This window comes from Pantoea sp. BAV 3049 (assembly GCF_009765445.1).
Lineage (GTDB): Bacteria > Pseudomonadota > Gammaproteobacteria > Enterobacterales > Enterobacteriaceae > Erwinia.
In genome coordinates, this window is record NZ_WHOY01000031.1 from 2,543,208 (window position 1) to 2,565,719 (window position 22,512).

20 protein-coding genes, 1 other RNA gene, 1 pseudogene and 1 other annotated feature are annotated in these 22,512 nt (G+C 53.2%); of the genes and pseudogenes, 16 read left to right on the forward strand and 6 right to left on the reverse strand.

Features of this window, described 5'->3' with window-relative positions; translation table 11 throughout:
• Positions 1–5: 5 nt before the first annotated feature.
• Both GSQ70_RS12840 and ghoS read right to left on the reverse strand, forming a co-directional pair.
• The gene (locus GSQ70_RS12840; protein WP_158782907.1) at positions 6–899 is read right to left on the reverse strand and encodes a fructosamine kinase family protein; all 894 of its coding nucleotides are present in this window, start codon (positions 897–899) and stop codon (positions 6–8) included.
• Positions 900–1,006: 107 nt separating this feature from the next.
• The gene (ghoS, locus tag GSQ70_RS12845; RefSeq protein WP_158782908.1) at positions 1,007–1,300 is read right to left on the reverse strand and encodes a type V toxin-antitoxin system endoribonuclease antitoxin GhoS; all 294 of its coding nucleotides are present in this window, start codon (positions 1,298–1,300) and stop codon (positions 1,007–1,009) included.
• A 366-nt stretch (positions 1,301–1,666) separates the two neighbouring features.
• Here ghoS and GSQ70_RS12850 point away from each other — a divergent pair, with 366 nt between their 5' ends.
• From GSQ70_RS12850 to GSQ70_RS12920, 15 genes and pseudogenes are all read left to right on the forward strand, one after another.
• Positions 1,667–2,422: a YdiY family protein gene (locus GSQ70_RS12850; protein ID WP_158782909.1), complete on the forward strand. Its 756-nt coding sequence runs from the start codon at positions 1,667–1,669 to the stop codon at positions 2,420–2,422.
• Positions 2,423–2,696: 274 nt separating this feature from the next.
• Complete coding sequence (gene thrS / locus GSQ70_RS12855; RefSeq protein WP_158782910.1) at positions 2,697–4,625, forward strand: threonine--tRNA ligase; 1,929 nt, start codon at positions 2,697–2,699, stop codon at positions 4,623–4,625.
• 3 nt (positions 4,626–4,628) lie between these two features.
• The gene (infC, locus tag GSQ70_RS12860; RefSeq protein ID WP_158785302.1) at positions 4,629–5,180 is read left to right on the forward strand and encodes a translation initiation factor IF-3; all 552 of its coding nucleotides are present in this window, start codon (positions 4,629–4,631) and stop codon (positions 5,178–5,180) included.
• A gap of 96 nt (positions 5,181–5,276) precedes the next feature.
• Entirely contained in the window at positions 5,277–5,474 is a 198-nt protein-coding gene (rpmI, locus tag GSQ70_RS12865) for a 50S ribosomal protein L35 (RefSeq protein ID WP_004157374.1), read from the forward strand.
• Positions 5,475–5,513: 39 nt separating this feature from the next.
• Complete coding sequence (rplT, locus tag GSQ70_RS12870; RefSeq protein ID WP_016169860.1) at positions 5,514–5,870, forward strand: 50S ribosomal protein L20; 357 nt, start codon at positions 5,514–5,516, stop codon at positions 5,868–5,870.
• A 124-nt stretch (positions 5,871–5,994) separates the two neighbouring features.
• Positions 5,995–6,119 (forward strand) — a sequence feature (Phe leader region).
• Positions 6,004–6,045, forward strand: a pseudogene (pheM, locus tag GSQ70_RS12875) (pheST operon leader peptide PheM). (Overlaps the previous feature by 42 nt.)
• A 78-nt stretch (positions 6,120–6,197) precedes the next feature.
• Entirely contained in the window at positions 6,198–7,181 is a 984-nt protein-coding gene (gene pheS, locus GSQ70_RS12880; RefSeq protein WP_158782911.1) for a phenylalanine--tRNA ligase subunit alpha, read from the forward strand.
• Between the two features lie 15 nt (positions 7,182–7,196).
• Entirely contained in the window at positions 7,197–9,584 is a 2,388-nt protein-coding gene (gene pheT, locus GSQ70_RS12885; RefSeq protein ID WP_158782912.1) for a phenylalanine--tRNA ligase subunit beta, read from the forward strand.
• Positions 9,585–9,588: 4 nt separating this feature from the next.
• A complete protein-coding gene (gene ihfA, locus GSQ70_RS12890; protein ID WP_004157378.1) occupies positions 9,589–9,888 on the forward strand; it encodes an integration host factor subunit alpha in 300 nt (99 codons plus the stop codon).
• A 119-nt stretch (positions 9,889–10,007) separates the two neighbouring features.
• Positions 10,008–10,991 carry a vitamin B12 ABC transporter permease BtuC gene (btuC, locus tag GSQ70_RS12895; protein ID WP_158782913.1) on the forward strand — a complete coding sequence of 328 codons (984 nt, stop codon included), beginning with the start codon at positions 10,008–10,010 and terminating at the stop codon, positions 10,989–10,991.
• A 42-nt stretch (positions 10,992–11,033) separates the two neighbouring features.
• A complete protein-coding gene (locus GSQ70_RS12900) occupies positions 11,034–11,579 on the forward strand; it encodes a glutathione peroxidase (protein WP_158782914.1) in 546 nt (181 codons plus the stop codon).
• Positions 11,580–12,320, forward strand: a complete 741-nt coding sequence (btuD, locus tag GSQ70_RS12905; protein WP_158782915.1) for a vitamin B12 ABC transporter ATP-binding protein BtuD — start codon at positions 11,580–11,582, stop codon at positions 12,318–12,320. It abuts the gene before it with no gap.
• A gap of 62 nt (positions 12,321–12,382) precedes the next feature.
• On the forward strand, positions 12,383–12,841 hold the full coding sequence (locus GSQ70_RS12910) for a C40 family peptidase (protein ID WP_158782916.1): 459 nt from the start codon (positions 12,383–12,385) through the stop codon (positions 12,839–12,841).
• 386 nt (positions 12,842–13,227) lie between these two features.
• A complete protein-coding gene (locus GSQ70_RS12915; RefSeq protein ID WP_158782917.1) occupies positions 13,228–13,968 on the forward strand; it encodes an EAL domain-containing protein in 741 nt (246 codons plus the stop codon).
• A 106-nt stretch (positions 13,969–14,074) separates the two neighbouring features.
• The gene (locus GSQ70_RS12920) at positions 14,075–15,514 is read left to right on the forward strand and encodes a protein adenylyltransferase SelO (RefSeq protein ID WP_158782918.1); all 1,440 of its coding nucleotides are present in this window, start codon (positions 14,075–14,077) and stop codon (positions 15,512–15,514) included.
• A gap of 498 nt (positions 15,515–16,012) precedes the next feature.
• On the opposite strand, the gene GSQ70_RS12925 is transcribed toward GSQ70_RS12920, so the two are convergent.
• Together GSQ70_RS12925 and GSQ70_RS12930 are read right to left on the reverse strand one after the other, a co-directional pair.
• Positions 16,013–17,059, reverse strand: coding sequence for a 3-deoxy-7-phosphoheptulonate synthase (locus tag GSQ70_RS12925; RefSeq protein ID WP_158782919.1), 1,047 nt, complete (start codon positions 17,057–17,059; stop codon positions 16,013–16,015).
• A 168-nt stretch (positions 17,060–17,227) separates the two neighbouring features.
• On the reverse strand, positions 17,228–18,061 hold the full coding sequence (locus GSQ70_RS12930; RefSeq protein ID WP_158782920.1) for a pyruvate, water dikinase regulatory protein: 834 nt from the start codon (positions 18,059–18,061) through the stop codon (positions 17,228–17,230).
• Between the two features lie 472 nt (positions 18,062–18,533).
• Between GSQ70_RS12930 and ppsA the strand changes: the two genes are divergently transcribed.
• A complete protein-coding gene (gene ppsA, locus GSQ70_RS12935; protein WP_158782921.1) occupies positions 18,534–20,915 on the forward strand; it encodes a phosphoenolpyruvate synthase in 2,382 nt (793 codons plus the stop codon).
• Positions 20,916–20,976: 61 nt separating this feature from the next.
• On the opposite strand, the gene rprA is transcribed toward ppsA, so the two are convergent.
• Together rprA and ydiK are read right to left on the reverse strand one after the other, a co-directional pair.
• An RNA gene (rprA, locus tag GSQ70_RS12940) (antisense sRNA RprA) lies at positions 20,977–21,084 on the reverse strand.
• Between the two features lie 264 nt (positions 21,085–21,348).
• Positions 21,349–22,461: an AI-2E family transporter YdiK gene (gene ydiK / locus GSQ70_RS12945; protein WP_158782922.1), complete on the reverse strand. Its 1,113-nt coding sequence runs from the start codon at positions 22,459–22,461 to the stop codon at positions 21,349–21,351.
• Between the last annotated feature and the right edge of the window lie 51 nt (positions 22,462–22,512).

Consider the following 22,512-nt stretch of genomic DNA (forward strand, 5'->3'; position numbering starts at 1 on the left):
CGCACTCAGGCCGGGCGGGCATGCTGTTTGCCCAGCTCATCTTCGTCCAGCAGGGCACCCACCGCCCGCTGGGCTTCTCCCAGCCAGTGACCGCCAAACACGTTTGCCCGGTTCAAGAGATAGTAGAGCTGGTAAACCGGCTGGCGCAGCAGATAATCGGCGGGCAGTGGCCAGACCGACTCATAACCTTCAAAAATCTCTTTTGGCAGCTCTGCAAACCAGCCCAGCATCGCCAGGTCACATTCCCGATCTCCCCAATAACAGGCCGGGTCGAAAATCCACGGCCCGTGGGTGCTGGCACCGCAGTTAGCCGGCCAGAGATCGCCATGCAGCAGGGAAGGTTGAGGATGGTGGGGGCCAAGAACATCCTGCGCGCAGCGGGTGATCAGCTCAATGTCGCCATACTGGATGCCTTTCTCCGCAGCCAGTTGTAGCTGCCAGCCAATGCGCTGCTCGGCAAAAAAGACCGACCAGCGACGGAGCCAGCTGTTGGGTTGGGGGGAAGTAGTGATGTTGTTATCATAATCGAGGCCGAACTGCGGCTGTTCGCTCCACTGATGAAGCCGCGCCAGTTGCTCACCGAGCTGAAAAGCGCTTTGTGGATCGAGAGGTTGCAGCGGAATATATTCCAGCAGCAGAAAGCTGACCTCGCGATCGCTGCCCACACCATACACCTGAGGCACGCGAACCGTTTCGCTGCGGGCCAGCAACTGTAACTGATCGGCTTCCCAGGTAAACAGGTCCAGCATTTCGCGGTTGTTGCATTTCACGAACACTTCGCGGTCGCCGTAGCGGATCCGCCATGCCGGGTGGACATCGCCGCCCGGTAACTCGGTACGCTGACTGATTTCAGCTACACCTAACTGCTCACTCAACAGACGACCAATGGCTGACCACATAGGGGTTTCCTCTTTTCGCTGTGTCTTGCAGGACAGGGTGATACTACCGCTTAAAGAATACTCAAAATCAGGGGTTGCGCACAGGATTGCGCATCATGTACATAAACTTAGTTTTTGGCTTCCTGCTTAAACTCATCCCAGCTTTGCACTTCAACTTCCGGTTTTACGCCCAGAACCATTTCTCCAATACTTTCGGCCTGCTCGCGTATTTTCTCTTTTTCCTGTGCGCTGACGATGCCAAAACTATTGGTTCCTAACTCGTGTGGATGTCCCTCTTTATCGCTTAACGCAGTCAGAAATCCCCCTGCGGTCAGCGCACTGTTCAGCTCCAGAATATCGCTCAGTCCCTCTTCCTGATAGCGGAAGGTCACCACATATTGCGTCACGCCTGCGGTACTCATAATTCACCTCATTGTTAATCTTGACTTTTCAGCATAGTCCATGAACGGGCATTGCCATGGGTAAAATGTCATTAACGCCATTTTTACATCGGGAATTAACACGATGAGACGTTCAGACATGTCTTGAAACGCATCAAGACAGTTCTCGGGAACTTTCTTATTTACAGCCCACTGCAAATCTCGCTATTAACCTTTATAATGCGCGTCGTTAATGGGAATGCTCTCATTCAGAGGAGCATCATGGCGGGACGCCTGGCAATTAGAGCGATTTAACAAAATGTTACGATTCTTACCGTAAAATGCGTTGCGAGTCCTCTAAAACTCTTCAGACTCACTCTCTTTAAACTGTCGTACGGGTCACAATTAATGAAAGCGCTTAACAAGCTGTCTGTCGTACTTTTACTCTCCGGTGGCGCAATTTGCCATCAGGCACTGGCGGATAACAACGTCTTTACGGTCATGGATGATCCCTCCACGGCGAAGAAAAATTTTGAAGGTAATGCCGCTGCCGGTTATCTGGCACAAACCGGGAATACCACCAGTTCTTCACTGACGGCCAATACCAATATGACCTGGTATCAGCCTTCGACCGCCTACAGCTTGTGGGGTAACGCCAGCAACACCTCGTCCAATGACGAACGTTCTTCGGAAACTTACCAGCTCGGTGCCCGTTCCCGTTATAACCTCAACACCGCTGACTACCTTTTTGGTCAGACCAGCTGGCTGAGCGATCGTTTTAACGGTTATGATGGACGTACCTTCCTGGCCGCTGGTTACGGTCGTCAGATTCTTAACGGCCCGGTGCATTCACTGCGTGTGGAAGCGGGTCCTGGCGTACGTTACGACGATTATCACGACGGTGGACATGACACTACTGCTCTGGCTTATGGTGCGCTGAGCTATCAGTGGCAACTGACCGATACCACCAAGTTCATTCAGGGAGTGTCAGTGCTGGGCAGCGATGACACCACGGTGAACTCCGAAACCGGTCTGCAGGTAGCTATTAACAATCACTTTGCGCTGAAGCTGGCTTATAACGTCACCTGGAACCAGAATCCGCCGTCCTCTGCGCCCGACCGGACCGACACCAAAACGACTATTCAGCTCTCTTACGCGATGTAAGACTGCTTGACGGGCCGGGAGCCTCCGGCCTGTTTTCTGCGCGCCATTCAAAAACTCTCCCTGTTCATTCTTTGACGTACCGTCTGTAGCGTGTAAGATGTTTGTCCTTCAGGATTTTTTAGCCCCTGGCTGATCTCTGATGATGTGTACCTGGCCTGGTACCAAACCGACAATTGTGAGTGGGTTTCAAGTACCAATGGCCTGACGTATAAAATAAAACCCAATTTTGTATGTAACCTTTCGTGTGGGTTACCACTGCAACTAAGGATGTAACATGCCGGTAATTACTCTTCCTGACGGAAGCCAGCGTACTTTCGACCACGCAGTCAGCGTGATGGATATTGCTCAGGACATTGGTCCGGGGCTGGCAAAAGCCTGTATTGCAGGCCGCGTTAATGGCGAGCTGGTAGATGCGGTTGATCCGATCACCTCCGATGCTAACGTTGCCATCATCACCGTCAAAGACGAAGCAGGTCTGGAAATCATTCGCCACTCTTGTGCTCACCTGTTGGGTCATGCGATCAAACAGCTGTGGCCAGATACAAAAATGGCGATCGGTCCGGTTATTGATAACGGCTTCTACTATGACGTGGACATCGACCGTACCCTGACGCAGGAAGACATCGAGCAGCTGGAAAAACGGATGCACCAGCTGGCCGAAACGAATTATGACGTTATCAAGAAGAAAGTCAGCTGGCAGGAAGCGCGTGATGCGTTTGCCGCCCGTGGCGAAACTTACAAGATGACCATTCTTGATGAAAACATCAGCCATGACGACCGTCCTGGCCTGTATCATCACGAAGAATATATCGATATGTGCCGTGGACCGCACGTGCCGAACATGCGCTTCTGCCACCATTTCAAGCTGCAGAAAATTTCTGGTGCTTACTGGCGTGGCGACAGCAACAATAAAATGTTGCAGCGTATTTACGGTACAGCCTGGGCTGATAAAAAACAGCTGGCGGCTTACCTGCTGCGTCTGGAAGAAGCAGCCAGGCGCGATCACCGTAAAATCGGTAAGCAGCTTGACCTGTATCATATGCAGGAAGAAGCGCCGGGTATGGTATTCTGGCACAACGACGGCTGGACAATTTTCCGCGAGCTGGAAGTGTTTGTCCGCAGCAAACTGACTGAGTATGACTATCAGGAAGTGAAGGGGCCATTAATGATGGACCGCGTGCTGTGGGAAAAAACCGGCCACTGGGAAAACTATAAAGAAGCCATGTTCACCACCTCTTCGGAGAACCGTGAATATTGCATCAAGCCAATGAACTGCCCCGGACACGTGCAGATTTTCAATCAGGGGCTAAAATCATACCGCGACCTGCCACTGCGCATGGCCGAGTTTGGTAGCTGCCACCGTAACGAACCGTCAGGTGCGCTGCATGGCCTGATGCGCGTGCGTGGTTTCACCCAGGATGACGCCCACATCTTCTGTACAGAAGAGCAGGTGCGCGCTGAAGTGAACAGCTGTATCCGTATGGTTTATGACATGTACAGCACCTTCGGTTTTGAAAAAATCGTGGTGAAACTGTCTACCCGTCCGGCGAAGCGTATCGGTACCGATGAAATGTGGAACCGTGCCGAGGCCGATCTGGCTGCCGCGCTGAAAGAGAACGATATCCCGTTTGACTATCAGCCGGGCGAGGGCGCTTTCTACGGGCCGAAAATTGAATTTACCCTGCATGACTGCCTGGATCGCGCATGGCAGTGTGGCACCGTGCAACTCGACTTTTCTCTGCCGGGCCGCCTGAGTGCTTCGTATATTGGTGAAAATAATGAGCGTCAGGTGCCGGTAATGATTCACCGCGCGATCCTGGGTTCAGTAGAGCGCTTTATCGGTATCCTTACCGAAGAGTACGCCGGTTTCTTCCCAACCTGGCTCGCTCCGGTACAAGTTGTGGTGATGAATATCACCGATGGCCAGTCCGAATATGTTGCAGAATTGACCCGAAAACTTCAGAATGCGGGCATTCGTGTAAAAGCGGACTTGAGAAACGAGAAGATTGGCTTTAAAATCCGCGAGCACACTTTACGTCGTGTCCCTTATATGTTGGTCTGTGGTGATAAAGAGGTGGAAGCAGGCAAAGTTGCCGTTCGCACCCGCCGTGGTAAAGACCTGGGCAGCATGGACGTAAACGAAGTGATCGCGAAACTGCAGGATGAAATACGCAGTCGCAATCTTCATCAATTGGAGGAATAAGGTATTAAAGGCGGAAAACGAGTTCAACCGGCGCGTCCTAATCGCATTAACAGAGAAATCCGCGCCACAGAAGTACGACTGACTGGCGTCGATGGCGAGCAGATTGGTATTGTCAGTCTGAATGAGGCTTTGGAAAAAGCTGAGGAAGCAGGCGTTGATTTAGTTGAAATCAGCCCTAACGCCGAGCCGCCCGTTTGCCGTATCATGGATTACGGCAAGTTCCTCTATGAGAAAAGCAAATCTTCTAAAGAACAGAAGAAAAAGCAAAAAGTTATCCAGGTTAAGGAAATTAAATTCCGTCCTGGTACCGATGATGGCGACTACCAGGTAAAACTACGCAACCTGGTTCGCTTTCTGGAAGAGGGTGATAAAGCTAAAATCACGCTGCGGTTCCGCGGTCGTGAAATGGCGCACCAGCAGATCGGTATGGAAGTGCTTAACCGCGTCCGTAAAGATCTGTGTGAAGACATGGATCTGGCGGTTGTCGAATCCTTCCCTTCGAAGATTGAAGGTCGTCAGATGATCATGGTGCTCGCTCCGAAGAAGAAACAGTAGGCCATAAAGTAATAAGAACCGCTGCGGCTCCGGTCGCAGTGTTTTTTATTCGCCTGTCTGATTCATTTTATTAACAATGCGAAGTGGATGTTTTAAATGCCAAAGATTAAAACTGTACGTGGCGCGGCCAAGCGCTTCAAGAAGACTGCCTCTGGCGGCTTCAAGCGTAAACACGCGAACCTGCGTCATATTCTGACCAAAAAATCTACTAAGCGTAAGCGTCACCTGCGCCCGAAAGGCATGGTGTCCAAAGGCGATCTGGGTCTGGTTATTGCCTGCCTGCCGTACGCATAAGTCATTTTTTTTAAACAGAATATTAAACAGGAGAGCTAAATGGCTCGTGTAAAACGTGGTGTAGTTGCTCGCGCACGTCACAAAAAAATCTTAAAACAAGCTAAAGGCTATTACGGTGCACGTTCACGTGTTTACCGCGTTGCCTTCCAGGCTGTTATCAAAGCTGGTCAGTATGCTTACCGTGACCGTCGTCAGCGTAAGCGTCAGTTCCGTCAGCTGTGGATCGCGCGTATCAACGCAGCGGCACGCACTAACGGTATTTCTTACAGCCGTTTCATCAATGGCCTGAAAAAGGCTTCGATTGAAATCGACCGTAAGATCCTGGCTGACATCGCTGTATTCGACAAAGTGGCATTCACTGCCCTGGTCGAAAAAGCGAAATCGGCACTGGCGTAAGTCAGGTAAAAGAGGGAGCTTGCTCCCTCTTTTATTTTTGTAACTATTGCAAAACATTGACATTTCTGTTCCCGACCGTTAAAACAGGCGCGACAGATAATGAATTTCACGTCAGCCTTAAGGTAATGCCTGCATGAACGCTATTTTTCGTTTCTTTTTTTACTTTAGCACCTGAACACCGGGAGGCTTGCGCTAAGAAAAGAAACGAAAAATCGCGCTGAAAGCCTCCCTGGTGGAGGCTTTTTTGTTTTATGCGTGTCAGATCCAGGGCGAAATCGTCCCCATAATAAAACAGACCGGCCACGTCGGCTGGAAGAAGAGGAAAGCATGTCACATCTCGCAGAACTGGTGGCGAACGCGAAAGCGGCCATTATTGATGCACACGATGTTGCCGCGTTAGACACGGTGCGCGTTGAATATCTCGGAAAGAAAGGCCATCTGACTTTGCAGATGACCACGCTGCGTGAACTGCCTGCGGAAGATCGTCCGGCGGCTGGTGCGGTGATCAATGAAGCGAAGCAGCAGGTGCAGGAAGCGCTGAACGAGCGCAAGAACGACCTGGAATCCGCCGCCCTGAACGCTCGTCTGGCGGAAGAGACTATTGATGTCTCGCTGCCCGGCCGTCGTATCGAGAACGGTGGCCTGCATCCGGTCACCCGTACTATCGATCGTATCGAAACTTTCTTTGGTGAGCTGGGCTTTGCCGTGGCGACCGGCCCGGAGATTGAAGATGACTACCACAACTTTGATGCGCTGAATATTCCGGGTCACCACCCGGCACGTGCCGAGCACGATACCTTCTGGTTCGATGCCACCCGTCTGCTGCGTACTCAGACCTCCGGTGTGCAGATCCGCACGATGAAAAACCAGCAGCCGCCAATCCGGATTATCGCGCCTGGCCGCGTCTACCGTAATGACTACGATCAGACCCACACCCCAATGTTCCACCAGATGGAAGGGCTTATCGTTGATAAGAACATCAGCTTTACCAACCTGAAGGGCACGCTGCACGATTTCCTGAATAACTTCTTTGAAGAGGATCTGCAGGTTCGTTTTCGTCCCTCCTACTTCCCGTTCACCGAACCGTCCGCCGAAGTGGATGTGATGGGTAAAAACGGCAAGTGGCTGGAAGTGCTGGGCTGCGGCATGGTGCACCCGAACGTGCTGCGCAATGTTGGCATCGATCCGGAAGTGTACTCCGGCTTTGCCTTCGGCATGGGCATGGAACGTCTGACCATGTTGCGCTATGGCGTGACCGATCTGCGCGCCTTCTTCGAAAATGATTTACGTTTCCTCAAACAGTTTAAATAAGGGCGGGTAACAGCAATGAAATTCAGCGAACTCTGGCTACGTGAGTGGGTTAACCCGGCCATCGATAGCGCAGCCCTGTCCGAACAAATCACTATGGCAGGCCTGGAAGTTGACGGCGTTGATGCCGTTGCCGGTGCTTTTCACGGTGTGGTAGTGGGTGAAGTGGTGGAGTGCGGCCCACATCCGAATGCCGACAAATTGCGCGTCACCAAAATTAACGTTGGTGGCGACCGCCTGCTGGACATCGTCTGCGGCGCACCAAACTGCCGTCAGGGCCTGAAAGTGGCCGTGGCTACCGTGGGCGCAGTGCTGCCGGGTGATTTCAAAATCAAAGCGGCTAAACTGCGCGGCGAGCCTTCAGAAGGTATGCTGTGCTCCTTCTCCGAGCTGGGTATTTCCGACGATCATAACGGCATCATCGAGCTGCCGCTGGATGCGCCGGTGGGTACCGACATCCGCGATTTTCTACAGCTGGATGACAGCACCATCGAAATCAGCGTCACGCCAAACCGTGCTGACTGCCTGGGGATCATTGGCGTGGCCCGAGATGTGGCCGTGCTGAATAAAATGGCGCTGGTCGAACCGGAAATCACTCCAGTTGCAGCAACTATTCAGGATACTTTCCCTATCCGTGTGGATGCGGTGGACGCCTGTCCGCGTTACCTCGGCCGTGTGGTGAAGGGGATCAACGTTAAGGCGGCTACTCCACTGTGGATGAAAGAGAAGCTTCGCCGCTGTGGCATTCGCTCAATCGACCCGGTTGTTGATATCACCAACTTCGTGCTGCTTGAGCTGGGTCAGCCGATGCACGCCTTCGATCTCGATCGCATCGATGGCGGCATTGTGGTGCGTATGGCAGAAGAGGGTGAAACCCTGACGCTGCTGGATGGTTCTGAAGCTAAGCTGAATGCCGATACCTTAGTGATTGCCGATCACCATAAAGCGCTGGCGATGGGCGGTATCTTCGGTGGTGAGCACTCCGGTGTTAACGAAGAAACGGCCAACGTGCTGTTTGAGTGTGCCTTCTTCAGCCCGCTGTCGATTACAGGTCGCGCACGTCGCCATGGCCTGCATACCGACGCTTCTCACCGTTACGAGCGGGGTGTTGACCCACAACTGCAGTTTAAAGCGATTGAGCGTGCCACGCGCCTGCTTCTGGATATCTGTGGCGGTGAAGCTGGCCCGATCATTGATGTGACCAACGAAGCGACCCTGCCAAAGCGTGCCACCATCAAGCTGCGCCGTGAGAAACTGGATCGCCTGATTGGGCATGTGATTGCCGACCGTGATGTCAGCGACATTCTGCGCCGTCTGGGCTGTGAAGTGACCGAAGGCGATGGATTCTGGCAGGCGACCGCGCCAGGCTGGCGTTTCGATATTTCAATTGAAGAAGATCTGGTGGAAGAGGTGGCCCGCGTCTATGGCTACAACAACATCCCTGACGTGCCCGTACAGGCTGGTCTGGTGATGACTGCCCACCGTGAAGCCAACCTTTCCCTGAAGCGTGTAAAAGCGATGCTGGTGGACAAAGGTTACCAGGAAGCGATCACTTACAGCTTCGTCGATCCGAAAATTCAGTCGCTGCTGCACCCGGGCGAAGAGAACCTCGTGTTGCCAAGCCCGATTTCGGTAGAAATGTCTGCAATGCGCCTTTCGCTGTGGACCGGGCTGCTTTCTGCGGTGGTATATAACCAGAATCGCCAGCAGAGCCGTGTTCGTCTGTTTGAGAGCGGATTGCGCTTTGTGCCTGATACTCAGGCAAACCTGGGCATCCGTCAGGATGTTATGCTGGCTGGCGTAATTAGCGGAACCCGCTACGAAGAGCATTGGGATCTGGCGCGTCAGGCAGTTGACTTCTATGATTTAAAAGGTGATTTGGAGTCCGTCCTCGATTTGACCGGCAAATTGTCTGACATTCAGTTCCGCGCAGAGGCCAATCCGGCTCTCCACCCGGGACAGAGTGCCGCAATTTATTTACAGGATAATCGCATTGGTTTCATCGGTGTTGTACATCCGGAACTTGAGCGGAAACTGGATCTTAACGGCCGTACTGTGGTGTTCGAACTGGAGTGGGACAAGGTGTCAGACCGCGTCCTGCCTGACGCGAGCGAGATTTCCCGATTCCCGGCAAACCGCCGTGATATCGCTGTTGTGGTGGCTGAAAACGTCCCGGCAGCAGATATCATCGCAGAGTGTAAGAAAGTTGGCGTAAATCAGGTAGTTGGCGTAAACTTGTTTGATGTGTACCGCGGTAAGGGTGTAAATGAAGGTTTTAAGAGCCTCGCTATCAGCCTGATTTTGCAAGATACCGGCCGGACACTCGAAGAAGAGGAGATTGCTGCAACCGTCGCCAAATGTGTTGCGGCATTAGAAGAGCGATTCCAGGCAACCTTGAGGGATTGAACCTATGGCGCTTACAAAAGCTGAAATGTCTGAATATCTGTTTGAGAAGCTGGGGCTTAGCAAACGGGATGCCAAAGAGCTGGTAGAGCTGTTTTTCGAAGAGGTACGCCGCGCTTTGGAAAATGGTGAACAGGTCAAACTGTCAGGATTTGGCAACTTCGACCTTCGCGACAAAAATCAACGTCCGGGGCGTAATCCCAAAACCGGTGAAGACATTCCGATTACGGCGCGCCGAGTGGTGACTTTCCGGCCTGGGCAGAAGCTCAAAAGCCGGGTTGAGAATGCCACGCCGAAAGAAGACTGATTTCTGCTATCTAAAAAGGCCGCTTTTGCGGCCTTTTTCATTGGTGGCTGTCGACCCGGATCTGCCCTGGTTCAGGGCAGATCCGGCCATTATTTATCGATTACCAAGAAAACTCACGCATGACTCTGCTCTCCCGACAGAAGGAACTGGCTCGCCACCACCAGCGATGCTGGCTGACCGGCCTGATCATCTTCAGCCTGCTGATAGGGATTATCAGCCTTTGTGCGGGCGATTACTGGTTGTCGCCTGCTGTCTGGTTCACGCCTGACGGGGAGCTGTTTGTCTGGCAGCTGCGCCTGCCGCGCACGCTGGCCGTGCTGCTGGTGGGCGCGTCTCTGGCCGTTGCCGGAGCGGTGATGCAGGCACTTTTTGAGAATCCACTGGCAGAGCCAGGCCTGCTTGGCGTGTCGAACGGCGCGGGGGTGGGGCTGGTGCTGAGTATTTTTGCCGGAGCAGAAACGTTGTGGCAGCTAAGCTTGTGTGCCATTGCTGGTGCGTTGCTGATCACCGTGCTCCTGCTGCGTTTTTCACAGAAATACCTCTCCAACAGCCGGTTACTGCTGGCCGGGGTGGCGCTGGGCATCATCTGCAGTGCGATCATGACCTGGGCTGTCTATTTCAGCTCCAGTCTCGATTTACGTCAGCTGATGTACTGGATGATGGGAGGATTCAGCGGTATCGACTGGCGGCATGGCTGGTTGATGCTGGCGCTTTTACCGGTGCTGTTGTGGCTCTGCTCACGCTGGCGGGTGCTTAACCTGATTGCGCTGGGCGAAGTGTCCGCCCGCCAGTTGGGCCTGCCACTGATCCTCTGGCGCAATTTGCTGGTGCTGGCGATTGGCTGGCTGACCGGCGTCAGCGTGGCGCTGGCAGGCGCGATTGGCTTTATCGGGCTGGTCATACCGCATATCCTGCGTCTTAATGGCCTCAGCGATCATCGTATGCTGTTGCCTGCCTGTGCACTGGCGGGCGGTGGCGTTTTACTGGCTGCGGATATTGTCGCCCGGGTGGCGATGACTTCAGCAGAATTACCCATCGGGGTGGTGACGGCAACGTTAGGTGCCCCGGTCTTTATCTGGTTACTCTTACGCAACCGGCCTTAAACGCCGGTCGGCAAATTCTCTCTACTGAAACAGGAAAAACCAATGAGTATTTTCGACACAGAACTGGTTACGCTGGATAGTGAACACACCACGCTTGCGAAGTGGAAAGGAGAAGTGTTGCTGGTGGTGAACGTGGCCTCGAAATGCGGCCTGACCCCGCAGTACGAGCAGCTGGAAAAATTACAGAAGAACCTGCACGGACAGGGATTCTCTGTTCTGGGCTTCCCGTGTAATGCCTTCCTGGGCCAGGAGCCGGGCAGTGAAGAAGAGATCAAAACCTTCTGCAGCACCACGTACGGTGTGACTTTCCCGATGTTCAGCAAAATGGAAGTCAATGGCCCGCAGCGGCATCCGCTGTATAAACAGCTGGTGGCGGCACAGCCTGAAGCCATTGCCCCGCAGGACAGCGGTTTTCTGGAACGGATGGTCAGCAAAGGACGTGCACCCAAAGAGCCTGGCGATATCCTGTGGAATTTCGAAAAATTCCTGATTGGTCGTGACGGCACGGTTATACAGCGTTTTTCGCCGGATATGGAGCCTGAAAACCCGTTGATCGTCGACAGTATTAAACAGGCGCTGGCAAAATAGATGCTGTTGCAGTGTGAAGGTGTTACGGTTGCACGACGCCTTGCTCCTTTCAGCGCCTCAGCGAAGCAGGGTGAACTGATCCACCTGCTGGGGCCCAATGGCGCAGGCAAGAGTTCGCTGCTCACCTGTCTTTCCGGACTGCTGCCGGCACAGGGGCAAATTTTGTTTAACGGCAGGCCGCTGGCAGAGTGGTCCGGCACTGAGCTGGCCTGCCATCGTGCCTGGCTTGCTCAGCAGCAGCAGCCAGTGAGTAATATGCCGGTCTGGCACTATCTGAGCCTGCACCTGACTGGCAGCACACCGGCCGATGAGCAGACCGTTATGGCCATTTGTGACACCCTCCAGCTAAAAGACAAACTCGCCCGTCCTCTCAGCCAGCTTTCCGGTGGCGAGTGGCAGCGGGTGCGGCTGGCGGCGGTGTTCGGCCAGATGGCTCAGCCAGAAGGACAACTGCTCCTGCTGGATGAGCCACTGAGCGGGCTCGACCTCGCTCAGCAGGCCGCGTTTGATCGCTATCTGCAGAGCAGAGTAGCAGCTGGGCTGACGGTGATCATGAGCGGCCACGATATCAACCACAGCCTGCATAATGCGCAGCGCGTATGGCTGCTGAAAAACGGCGAACTGGTGCAGCAGGGCAGTGCCAGTGAGGTGCTTCAGCCTGAAATACTGAGCGTAACCTATGGCGTCTCTTTCAGAAGGCTGGCCGTTGAAGGTCACGAAATGCTGACCACATTCCTCTGAGGATATTGCCTGTCAGCCTGTTTTCCAGGTAGAGTAGTCTTCTCTTCTGAAGGATCTCCTTTATGCGCTACTGGCTTCTGCTGATCATTGTTATTCTTGCGGGTTGCAGCAGCCATGCGCCGCCGCCAAATGGACGCCTTTCCGATTCTATTACCGTGATTGCCCAACTTAATGAACAGCTCAGCCAGTGGCGTGGCACCCCTTACCGCTACGGCGGCATGAGCCGGGGTGGGATTGACTGTTCCGGCTTCGTTTATATGACCTTCCGCGACCGCTTCGATTTGCAACTGCCCAGAACCACGGTGGCGCAGACCGATATCGGTACCCGCATCAGCAAGGATGATCTGTTACCTGGCGACCTGGTTTTCTTCAAAACCGGAGGGGGAGATAATGGGCTGCACGTGGGGATCTACGATACCGATAACCAGTTTATTCATGCTTCTACCAGCCAGGGGGTTATTCGCTCATCTTTAAATAACGTCTACTGGAAAAAAGTTTTCTGGCAGGCAAGACGCATTTAATTTCGACTTATTTATAGTCTGCTAAGCATTTGGGAAAATGCTCATTTATTCGGCATTTGATTTATGGGATGATAATAAGCAATAACCACGTTTCTCCTGCATAATTGAACCAATTGCCCTTAAGGGTGTTTCCGGAAACAACCTTATGTCAGATTTTTGTAAAGGGTGATTAAAGTAAATGTATGAATGGCTATGAATCGCTAGTTTGTGATTCAATTGTTAAGCATCTTTCATGTGGGAGTTATGGTAGCTTAGCGTTTTAGTCAGGGTTTTTCGCCCTGTTTCTGCATTCTGACGACAATTGAAATTTATAATGGCACTGATTGGGCCATGACAATGTCGATTCAGGCTGCGCGAATTGCCACTTCATCACGGCTGAAATAAAAATGAAAATCCATCTGGAAGCGGATTATAAGAGTTACACAGCATTCTACCCGGTCTACAGCTTCGACGGTCAATTGATCTCGGTCGAGCTGCTGACACATTTCTCGCACAGTACCGCAAACGTGGCGATCCCTCAGCATATTCTGCTGCCCCAGCTCACTACCGATCAGCGAATCACTCTGTTGCAAACGCAAATCAACAGCATTGAAAAACACCATGACTTCTTTCGTCAGCAGGGCGTTAAAGTTGCCCTGAAAATAGACGATATCCTTGCGAAAGCGATCCTGGAAAGTGAATTCCTGGCCCGTAAACTGGATGCGCTGGAATGGCTGGAACTGGAAATTAACGAAAGTTTCCCTGATCTGAAATTGGGAAAAGACAATCCCAGTCTGATGGCTCTGAGTCAGCGCTTCGACTTAAGTCTGGAAAATTACGGGGCCGGTAAGGCGCCTTCAAAAGCCGTATATGACGATCTGTTTTCCAGGATCAAACTGGACAAAGGCTTTATTCAACATAATATTAATCGCCTCTCCTTCAGGCCATTCATTAGTACAATTCTGGATCACATTAAACCACATTGCCAGCAGGTTATCGTGCAGGGAATTGATGATTTACCCGGCCTGGAAAAAATCAGCCATTACGATTTTGACGGTATTCAGAGTTCTCTTTTCTCTCCGGTGGGAGAAGATGCGCTTTCATCTTTGATTGATCCCCCTAAAGAGTTGGTAGGCGACCCGCACTAATACCCCCTTAATGAGTCCGTGTTTACCTCCTCTCAGGAGGTTTACACTGGGCGTCATGCCTGAGCACGGTATCCACGATGGCCGCGGCAAAACGTAAGGGGAAGTCATGCAATTCAACAATACCTGGTATCAGGAACTGACGGGTTTCTATACGGCGTTGCAGCCAACTCCGCTAAAAAATCCGCGCCTGCTGTTCCACAGTCCGGCTCTGGCACGGGATCTTGGACTGGATCAAAGTTGGTTCTCGGAACAGAAGACCGCGCTCTGGAGTGGACAGGCGCTGCTGCCTGGCATGCAGCCTCTGGCGCAGGTCTATAGCGGGCATCAGTTTGGCGTCTGGGCGGGGCAATTAGGTGACGGGCGGGGTCTGTTGCTGGGTGAGCAGCAGCTGGACGATGGTCGCAAAATGGACTGGCATCTGAAAGGGGCTGGTCTGACACCTTATTCCCGCATGGGAGATGGCCGGGCGGTACTGCGTTCCACCCTGCGTGAGTTTCTGGCCTCTGAGGCGATGCATGCCCTTGGCGTGCCGACGTCTCGTGCGCTGACGGTGGTGACCAGCGATGAGCCGGTCTACCGTGAAACTTCCGAACGTGGTGCAATGTTGCTGCGCGTGGCGGAAAGCCATGTCAGATTTGGTCATTTTGAGCATTTCTTCTATGCCGGACAGCCTGAGAAAGTGCGTGAGCTTGCTGACTATGTGATCCGCCACCACTGGCCGCAATGGCAGGAAGAGGCCGATCGTTATCTGCTGTGGTTCAGTGATGTGGTCAGGCGAACGGCACGACTGATTGCTCACTGGCAGTGCGTGGGTTTCGCCCATGGGGTGATGAATACCGATAATATGTCGATTCTGGGCCTGACCCTGGACTATGGACCTTACGGATTCCTGGATGATTATCAACCGGGCTTTATCTGCAACCATTCTGACTATCAGGGGCGTTACAGTTTTGATAATCAGCCGGTGGTGGGGCTGTGGAACCTGAATCGCCTGGCGCATTCGCTGTCGGGATTACTGGATACCGCACAGCTGAAGCAGGCGCTGGCAGAGTACGAACCGGAGCTGATGCGCAGCTGGGGCGAGCAGATGAGGGCCAGGCTGGGGTTGAAGACCCAGGATCGTGACGACAACGATATTCTGACCGGGCTGTTAGCGCTGATGACCAAGGAGGGCAGCGATTACACTCTGACGTTCCGAAAACTGAGCGAGACGGAGCAGCAGCAGTTGAAGTCACCGTTGCGGGACGAGTTTATCGATCGTGAGGCATTTGACAGCTGGTACAACATTTACCGGCAGCGGTTGATTAAGGAAGATCGCAGCGATGCGGAGCGCCAGCAGGAGATGAAGCAGGCTAACCCGGCGATAGTCTTGCGAAATTATCTGGCGCAGCAGGCGATTGAGCTGGCGGAAAAGGATGATATCAGCGTGTTAACGCGGCTGCATCAGGCGCTGAGCAAACCATTCGACGATGCGCCGGAATTTGCGGATTTGATGCGGCGGCCACCGGACTGGGGCAAGAAGCTGGAAGTGAGTTGTTCGAGCTGAGCAAATTCAGGGGGCTGAGTCAGGCCGCTGAAATGTCCGGTGATAGCAGGAAGGGTTATCCGGAGTGATGTAGCTGCCATGTCCTGTGTCAGCTGGAGGGGTTATCCGGAACACGGACACGCCGTGAAATCATCCCTGATGGCTTGAGTCGCGCGTCCCTGCGCGACACAGTCCGCTTATCCGGATAACCCCTCCTGCCAGCGGCCACGGAATGGCTGTTACAAGAAGCTTCTTCTGCCAACAACCGCAGTATTGATGAGTAAGAGGGTTGCTTTTGAACTGGATTTTTTAACTCACCAACAACGCGGAAACTAGTGGGGCGTTGAGGGGAACTCAGCCGGGTGGTTGCGGCATGGACGCCGCAATCAAGCCCCCATGGATGGGTTCACGGCATACCGGATGAGTTCCTCCTCACTGACGCCGATAACCGGAGCCGGTTTTGACCTTATCAACAACGATCACCGAATCTGGCCTTTAGCCCACCAACCCCGATCCGCTTCAGAAACGTGAATCAACAGCCTCAGCCAGCAGCGCCAGCACCTCCTCGCTGTCTTCCCAGCCCAGGCACGGATCGGTAATCGACTGGCCGTACACCAGCGGTTTACCCGCCTCAACTTTCTGCGTGCCTTCCTGCAGAAAACTCTCAACCATCACGCCCGCAATCGCCCTCGACCCGTCACGGATCTGCTGTGCAACAGATTCCGCCACGTTTTTCTGGCGGCGATGCTGTTTCAGGCAGTTCCCGTGGCTGAAGTCGATCACCAGCTGTTCCGGCAATCTACACTGGCGCAGGCTCTCTGCGGCCGCCGCGATATCTTCCGGATGATAGTTAGGCTGCTTGCCACCGCGCATAATCACATGGCCGGAAGGGTTACCGCTGGTCTGGTAAATAGTCATCTGACCATGCTTATCCGGCGATAAGAACATATGGCTGGCACGGGAAGCGCGGATCGCATCAACAGCGATCTGAATATTGCCATCCGTACCGTTCTTAAAGCCTACCGGGCAGGAGAGAGCTGACGCCATTTCCCGGTGGATCTGACTCTGCGTCGTGCGGGCACCAATTGCGCCCCAGCTAATAAGATCGGCAATAAATTGACCCACCACCATGTCCAGAAACTCGGTGGCCGTTGGCATCCCCAGCGCATTAATATCGAGCAGCAGCTTACGGGCGATCTCCAGTCCATGATTGACGCGGAAACTGCCGTCAAGATCGGGATCGGAAATCAGGCCTTTCCAGCCGACCACGGTGCGGGGTTTTTCGAAGTAGGTCCGCATGACGATTTCAAGACGCGACTGATATTTTTCACGCAGCCCATTCAGCCTGGCAGCATACTCCACCGCGGCTTTGGGATCGTGCAAAGAGCAAGGACCAATCACCACCAGCAGGCGGCGATCTTCACCAGAAAGAATACGGGCAATCCGTTTGCGGGAGTCGGTGACGCTGGCTGCAATGGCCGGGGTGATCGGGTGCCGCTTCGCCAGCTCATCAGGCGTAATCAGGCTCTCGATGCGCGCGGTCCGCAGTTCATCTGTTTTGTTCATAACCATCTCTGAAATTTTTTTCTTCGCAGCGGCAGAAGTACCGGGAAGTGATGGGGATCACAATAAACCAAACAGCGGTGATTTCAACCCGAAACGCCCGCAATTCGGGCGCAACGGGATAAATATCACTCTTTCTGCAGAACGATCAATAAATGCACTGGCTCAGCATCAGTACATTCTGCGGGTCAGCCCCATAATATCGAGGATTTTAGTGGCAATCTCTTCCACCGAGTAATTGGTGCTGTTCAGATAGCGGATTTGATTAGTGCGGAACAGCGCTTCCACTTCGCCCACCTCCAGACGACACTGGCGCATTGAAGCGTAGCGGGTGTTCTCTGCACGTTCCTGGCGGATCGCGGCCAGCCGTTCAGGATCGATGGTCAGGCCGAACAATTTATTCTGAAAGGGCTTCAGTGCGGGCGGCAGTTTCAGGTTATCCATATCGTCAGCAATAAAAGGATAGTTTGCGGCACGGATACCGAACTGCATTGCCAGATAGAGGCTGGTGGGTGTTTTACCGCAGCGCGAGACGCCCAGTAAAATAACCTGCGACTCTTCCAGCCCGCGTAATGAAATCCCGTCATCATGGGCGAGAGTGTAATCAATCGCGGCGATACGCGCATCATACTTACCGAGGTTGCCCGCCGTCAGCCCGTGCGTCCGGTTTGCCACCGGTGCCGGATCGATCCCCAGCTCATGCTGCAGCGGTGCCACCAGCGACTGTACGATGTCCTGGCAAAACCCGTCGCTTTGCAGAATGATTTCGCGGATCTCCGGCGTGACGATGGAAATGAACACCAGCGGGCGCACGCCGCTCTTCTGATACAAAGCATTGATCTGAGCCTTCACCGCCTGTGCTCGCTGCACGTTCTCAACAAATGGCAGGGTGACGCTGTTAATGCCCACGGGAAACTGCGACAGTACCGCGTGCCCAAGCACTTCAGCAGTGATCGCTGTGCCGTCCGAGATATAAAAAACACTTCGTTCGCTGTTCACGTCCATTTCGTCTCCCAACAGATTGTTCTTAGCAGACTAAATTAATCGGTCACGAGAAAGCAAATAGTGACTTAGTTTACAAAACAAAATAAACACTTCATAAGTTAATGATATGAACTTTTTATTTTTGTAAAATGACGCTATGGGTAAAAAAAGCCGCATTAATGAAATGATGTTTCCTTTTAGTATTCGTAAAAATAGAGATTTATCTAAAAAGCATTCTGAATACGAATCAAATCTGGTTGCGCAAACAGATTGCGCTGATAACGTCAGGAGTGTGAGCAGGTGGATGATAGATAAAGAGTTATCTTATTCCCTTTGTTGCGCAACGTCCTGAAAGCAGGCGGAGTTTTCTTAAAAGTGTTTTTTTTAACTGCTAGAACGATTCAACAGTTTCTTTCCTCCACCGTAATGTGCCAGGCTCAAAAAGTATTACTCTGTCCTCATTACTTAATTAAATCTCAAAAGGATTGCTTCAATGTCCAATAAAGGCGAACTGCCGCTTGTGCTCTGGTATAACCAGCTTGGCATGAACGATGTTGATCGGGTGGGAGGCAAAAATGCCTCTCTGGGTGAAATGATTACTAATTTGTCCTCGCTCGGCGTTTCCGTTCCGAACGGTTTTGCGACGACCTCAGATGCATTCAATCAGTTCCTCGATCAAAGCGGCGTCAATCAGCGTATCTACGACCTGCTTGATAAGACCGATATTGATGATGTTGACGAGCTGGCCAAAGCGGGCAAACAAATCCGCCAGTGGATTGTGGACACTCCCTTCCAGCCGCATCTGGAAGCCGCGATCCGGGAAGCGTATCAGCAGCTTTCCTCCGACGATGCTGAAGCCTCCTTTGCCGTGCGCTCCTCCGCCACTGCAGAAGATATGCCTGATGCTTCGTTTGCCGGGCAGCAGGAAACCTTCCTTAACGTGCAGGGTTTTGATGCCGTGCTGATTGCGGTGAAGCACGTTTACGCTTCGCTGTTTAACGACCGTGCAATCTCTTACCGCGTGCATCAGGGTTATGACCATCGCGGCGTGGCACTGTCTGCTGGTGTTCAGCGTATGGTGCGTTCAGATGTGGGCGCAGCGGGCGTGATGTTCACCATCGATACCGAATCTGGTTTCGATCAGGTGGTGTTTATTACCGCGGCTCTGGGACTCGGAGAAATGGTGGTTCAGGGGGCGGTCAACCCGGACGAGTTCTACGTGCATAAACCGACTCTGGCAGCAGGCCGTCCGGCCATTGTTCGCCGCAATATGGGCTCTAAAAAAATCCGCATGGTCTATGCCGATTCGCAGGAGCACGGCGAGCAGGTGAGGATTGAGGACGTGCCGGAAGCCGAGCGCGATCGTTTCTGTCTGAGCAGCGAAGAAGTGGAAGCGCTGGCGGCGCAGGCTGTGCAGATCGAAAAACATTACCAGCGTCCGATGGACATTGAGTGGGCGAAAGACGGTCACACCGGCAAGCTGTTTATCGTGCAGGCTCGTCCGGAAACCGTCCGTTCCAACGGCCAGGTGATGGAGCGTTACACACTGCAGGGCAATGGCAAAGTAGTGGTGGAAGGCCGCGCCATCGGCCATCGTATCGGTGCCGGTGAAGTAAAAGTCATCCATGATATTAGCGAAATGAACCGGATCCAGAAAGGCGACGTGCTGGTGACTGACATGACCGACCCGGATTGGGAGCCGATCATGAAGAAAGCTTCAGCAATCGTCACTAATCGCGGCGGTCGTACCTGCCATGCGGCAATCATCGCGCGTGAACTGGGTATTCCAGCCGTGGTGGGTTGCGGCGATGCCACTGACCGGCTGAAAGATGGCCACAAGGTCACGGTATCCTGCGCGGAAGGCGATACTGGCTATGTCTATGACGATTTACTCGACTTCGAAGTGAAAAGCTCTCAGGTCGATGATTTGCCGTCTCTGCCACTGAAAATAATGATGAATGTGGGTAACCCGGACCGCGCGTTTGATTTCGCCTGCTTACCAAACGAGGGTGTTGGCCTGGCGCGTCTGGAATTTATCATTAACAGAATGATTGGCGTGCATCCTAAAGCGTTGCTTGAGTTTGATCAGCAAACGCCGGAGCTGCAGAAACAGATCCGCACAATGATGAAGGGTTTCGACGATCCGGTCGAGTTCTACATTGCACGCCTGACCGAAGGGATTGCCACATTGGGGGCTGCCTTCGCGCCGAAGCGGGTGATTGTGCGTCTCTCCGACTTCAAAACCAACGAATACGCTAACCTGGTGGGCGGCGAGCGTTACGAGCCGGAAGAAGAGAACCCGATGCTGGGCTTCCGTGGCGCGGGTCGCTACGTGGCTGACAGCTTCCGTGACTGCTTTGCTCTGGAGTGCGCCGCCGTCAAACGTGTGCGTAATGAGATGGGGCTGAACAACGTTGAGATTATGGTGCCGTTCGTCCGCACCGTGGCTCAAGCGAAGGCGGTAGTGGAAGAGCTGGAGCGTCAGGGCCTGAAGCGCGGTGAAAACGGTCTGAAAATCATCATGATGTGTGAGATCCCGTCCAATGCTCTGCTGGCTGAAGAGTTCCTGCAGTACTTTGACGGCTTCTCTATCGGCTCCAACGATATGACGCAGCTGGCGCTGGGTCTGGACCGTGACTCTGGCGTGGTATCCGAACTGTTTGATGAGCGCAACGATGCGGTGAAAGCACTGTTGTCGATGGCGATCAAAGCGGCGAAGAAACAGGGTAAATATGTCGGTATTTGTGGTCAGGGACCGTCGGACCATGAGGACTTTGCCGCATGGCTGATGGAAGAGGGAATCGACAGCCTGTCACTCAACCCGGACACGGTGGTACAAACCTGGCTGAGCCTGGCAGAAATGCCGAATAAATAGCACAGTTGGCGATGACATACGCTAAAGGCCAGATTATCTGGCCTTTTTACTTTTCTGCGTGCAAAAAAAAAGCCCATCACATGGGATGGGCAAAGACTACACACAGCAATTCTTTACTTTACTCAGGGGAAAAAGGTTGTTTAGAAATCAGCACTTTGATCGTAAACGTAGGATTCATACTATTCAGACGGGGAGACCGAGTCATTAAGAATCCTCTTATTAGTTTAAAATCCATAATCTTTTGTGACAGAAATGTCGTCAGTTAAGCTGCGAAACTGTACTGATGGTAATCAATTCACCATAAGAGAGACTGAAAAGGGCGGAATGAGGGGATTTCTGGTAAAAGTTATTTATCAAAAGTATTTAAAACGTGACGTGAGGTTTTTTTGCAGAAAGGGCGGTCAGGCAGGCTGACCGCGCTGAAAGGACTGTTTTAGCGGGGTTCCTGATCGAATTCGGCCAGTTCTTCCACCACATCCTGTGGATCTTCTTCCGGTGCCGGAGCCTCATGGACCCAGACAGAGACGAGGCGGTAAGAGACTGCAAGAACCACCGGGCCGATAAACAGGCCTATCATGCCAAAAGCGATCAGACCGCCGATAACGCCCGAAAGTATCAGGATCATCGGTAAATCTGCCCCCATGCGGATCAGCATTGGACGCAGCACGTTGTCCAGCGTACCCACTACGCAGCTCCATACCAGCAGCACAGTGCCCCAGGTGGTGTCACCGCTCCAGTAGAGCCAGATGATCGCCGGGATCAGTACCACCAGCGGGCCAAGCTGAACCAGACAGCAGAAAATCATCAGCACCGTCAGCACCGTGGCGTAAGGGATGCCGGAGATCGCCAGGCCGATGCCGCCCAGCACACCCTGCACCAGCGCCGTCACCACCACGCCCAATGCCACCGCGCGAATAGCCTGACCGGCCAGCAGAACCGCCGCATCTCCGCGGCGGGATGCCAGGCGATAGGCAAAATGGCGGATGCCATGACCAACCTGTTCACCGCGCCAGTAAAGCAGCACGCTGAACAGCAGCATCACGCCCAGATGCATCATAAAGCGGCCAAAGTGACCGGCCTGGGCAAACAGGAAGCCGCTGGTGCGCCCGATATAAGGTTGAATACTGGCCATCAGTGCGCTGCCGCCCCCCTGCACCAGGTTATGCCAGAATGAGGCGAGTTTTTTACCGACCAGTGGAATGCTTCTCAGCCAGTCCAGTTCCGGCAACTGCAGATGCTTTGAGGTGGCCCAGGCCACTACTGGCCCGCTATTTTCAATCAGGCTGTTGACCAGCACTGCGATCGGAATAATAAACAGCAGTAGCAGGATCAATGTCATGGCGACCACCGCAAGCGAGCGTCTTCCCCATAACCAACCCTGAATTTTGATCATCAGCGGCCAGGTGGCTATGACCACCATGCTGGCCCAGGCAAACCCCAGCACGAACGGCTGCACCACCCAGAAACAGGCGACGATCATCAGCGTAGTAAACAGCAGGGAGAAGACGATTTGCGGCAAATCCCATCCTTTGTGCGCATTCTTCATTTATGAACATTAACCTCTGGTAAAAAAACGGGTGGTCCCTCACGGACGCAG

What these genes read in the sequence shown, in the direction of transcription:
- GSQ70_RS12840 (WP_158782907.1), bottom strand. Translation starts at nt 899, where the DNA reads ATGTGGTCAGCCATTGGTCGTCTGTTGAGTGAGCAGTTAGGTGTAGCT.
- ghoS (WP_158782908.1), bottom strand. Translation starts at nt 1,300, where the DNA reads ATGAGTACCGCAGGCGTGACGCAATATGTGGTGACCTTCCGCTATCAG.
- GSQ70_RS12850 (WP_158782909.1), top strand. Translation starts at nt 1,667, where the DNA reads ATGAAAGCGCTTAACAAGCTGTCTGTCGTACTTTTACTCTCCGGTGGC.
- thrS (WP_158782910.1), top strand. Translation starts at nt 2,697, where the DNA reads ATGCCGGTAATTACTCTTCCTGACGGAAGCCAGCGTACTTTCGACCAC.
- rpmI (WP_004157374.1), top strand. Translation starts at nt 5,277, where the DNA reads ATGCCAAAGATTAAAACTGTACGTGGCGCGGCCAAGCGCTTCAAGAAG.
- rplT (WP_016169860.1), top strand. Translation starts at nt 5,514, where the DNA reads ATGGCTCGTGTAAAACGTGGTGTAGTTGCTCGCGCACGTCACAAAAAA.
- pheS (WP_158782911.1), top strand. Translation starts at nt 6,198, where the DNA reads ATGTCACATCTCGCAGAACTGGTGGCGAACGCGAAAGCGGCCATTATT.
- pheT (WP_158782912.1), top strand. Translation starts at nt 7,197, where the DNA reads ATGAAATTCAGCGAACTCTGGCTACGTGAGTGGGTTAACCCGGCCATC.
- ihfA (WP_004157378.1), top strand. Translation starts at nt 9,589, where the DNA reads ATGGCGCTTACAAAAGCTGAAATGTCTGAATATCTGTTTGAGAAGCTG.
- btuC (WP_158782913.1), top strand. Translation starts at nt 10,008, where the DNA reads ATGACTCTGCTCTCCCGACAGAAGGAACTGGCTCGCCACCACCAGCGA.
- GSQ70_RS12900 (WP_158782914.1), top strand. Translation starts at nt 11,034, where the DNA reads ATGAGTATTTTCGACACAGAACTGGTTACGCTGGATAGTGAACACACC.
- btuD (WP_158782915.1), top strand. Translation starts at nt 11,580, where the DNA reads ATGCTGTTGCAGTGTGAAGGTGTTACGGTTGCACGACGCCTTGCTCCT.
- GSQ70_RS12910 (WP_158782916.1), top strand. Translation starts at nt 12,383, where the DNA reads ATGCGCTACTGGCTTCTGCTGATCATTGTTATTCTTGCGGGTTGCAGC.
- GSQ70_RS12915 (WP_158782917.1), top strand. Translation starts at nt 13,228, where the DNA reads ATGAAAATCCATCTGGAAGCGGATTATAAGAGTTACACAGCATTCTAC.
- GSQ70_RS12920 (WP_158782918.1), top strand. Translation starts at nt 14,075, where the DNA reads ATGCAATTCAACAATACCTGGTATCAGGAACTGACGGGTTTCTATACG.
- GSQ70_RS12925 (WP_158782919.1), bottom strand. Translation starts at nt 17,059, where the DNA reads ATGAACAAAACAGATGAACTGCGGACCGCGCGCATCGAGAGCCTGATT.
- GSQ70_RS12930 (WP_158782920.1), bottom strand. Translation starts at nt 18,061, where the DNA reads ATGGACGTGAACAGCGAACGAAGTGTTTTTTATATCTCGGACGGCACA.
- ppsA (WP_158782921.1), top strand. Translation starts at nt 18,534, where the DNA reads ATGTCCAATAAAGGCGAACTGCCGCTTGTGCTCTGGTATAACCAGCTT.
- ydiK (WP_158782922.1), bottom strand. Translation starts at nt 22,461, where the DNA reads ATGAAGAATGCGCACAAAGGATGGGATTTGCCGCAAATCGTCTTCTCC.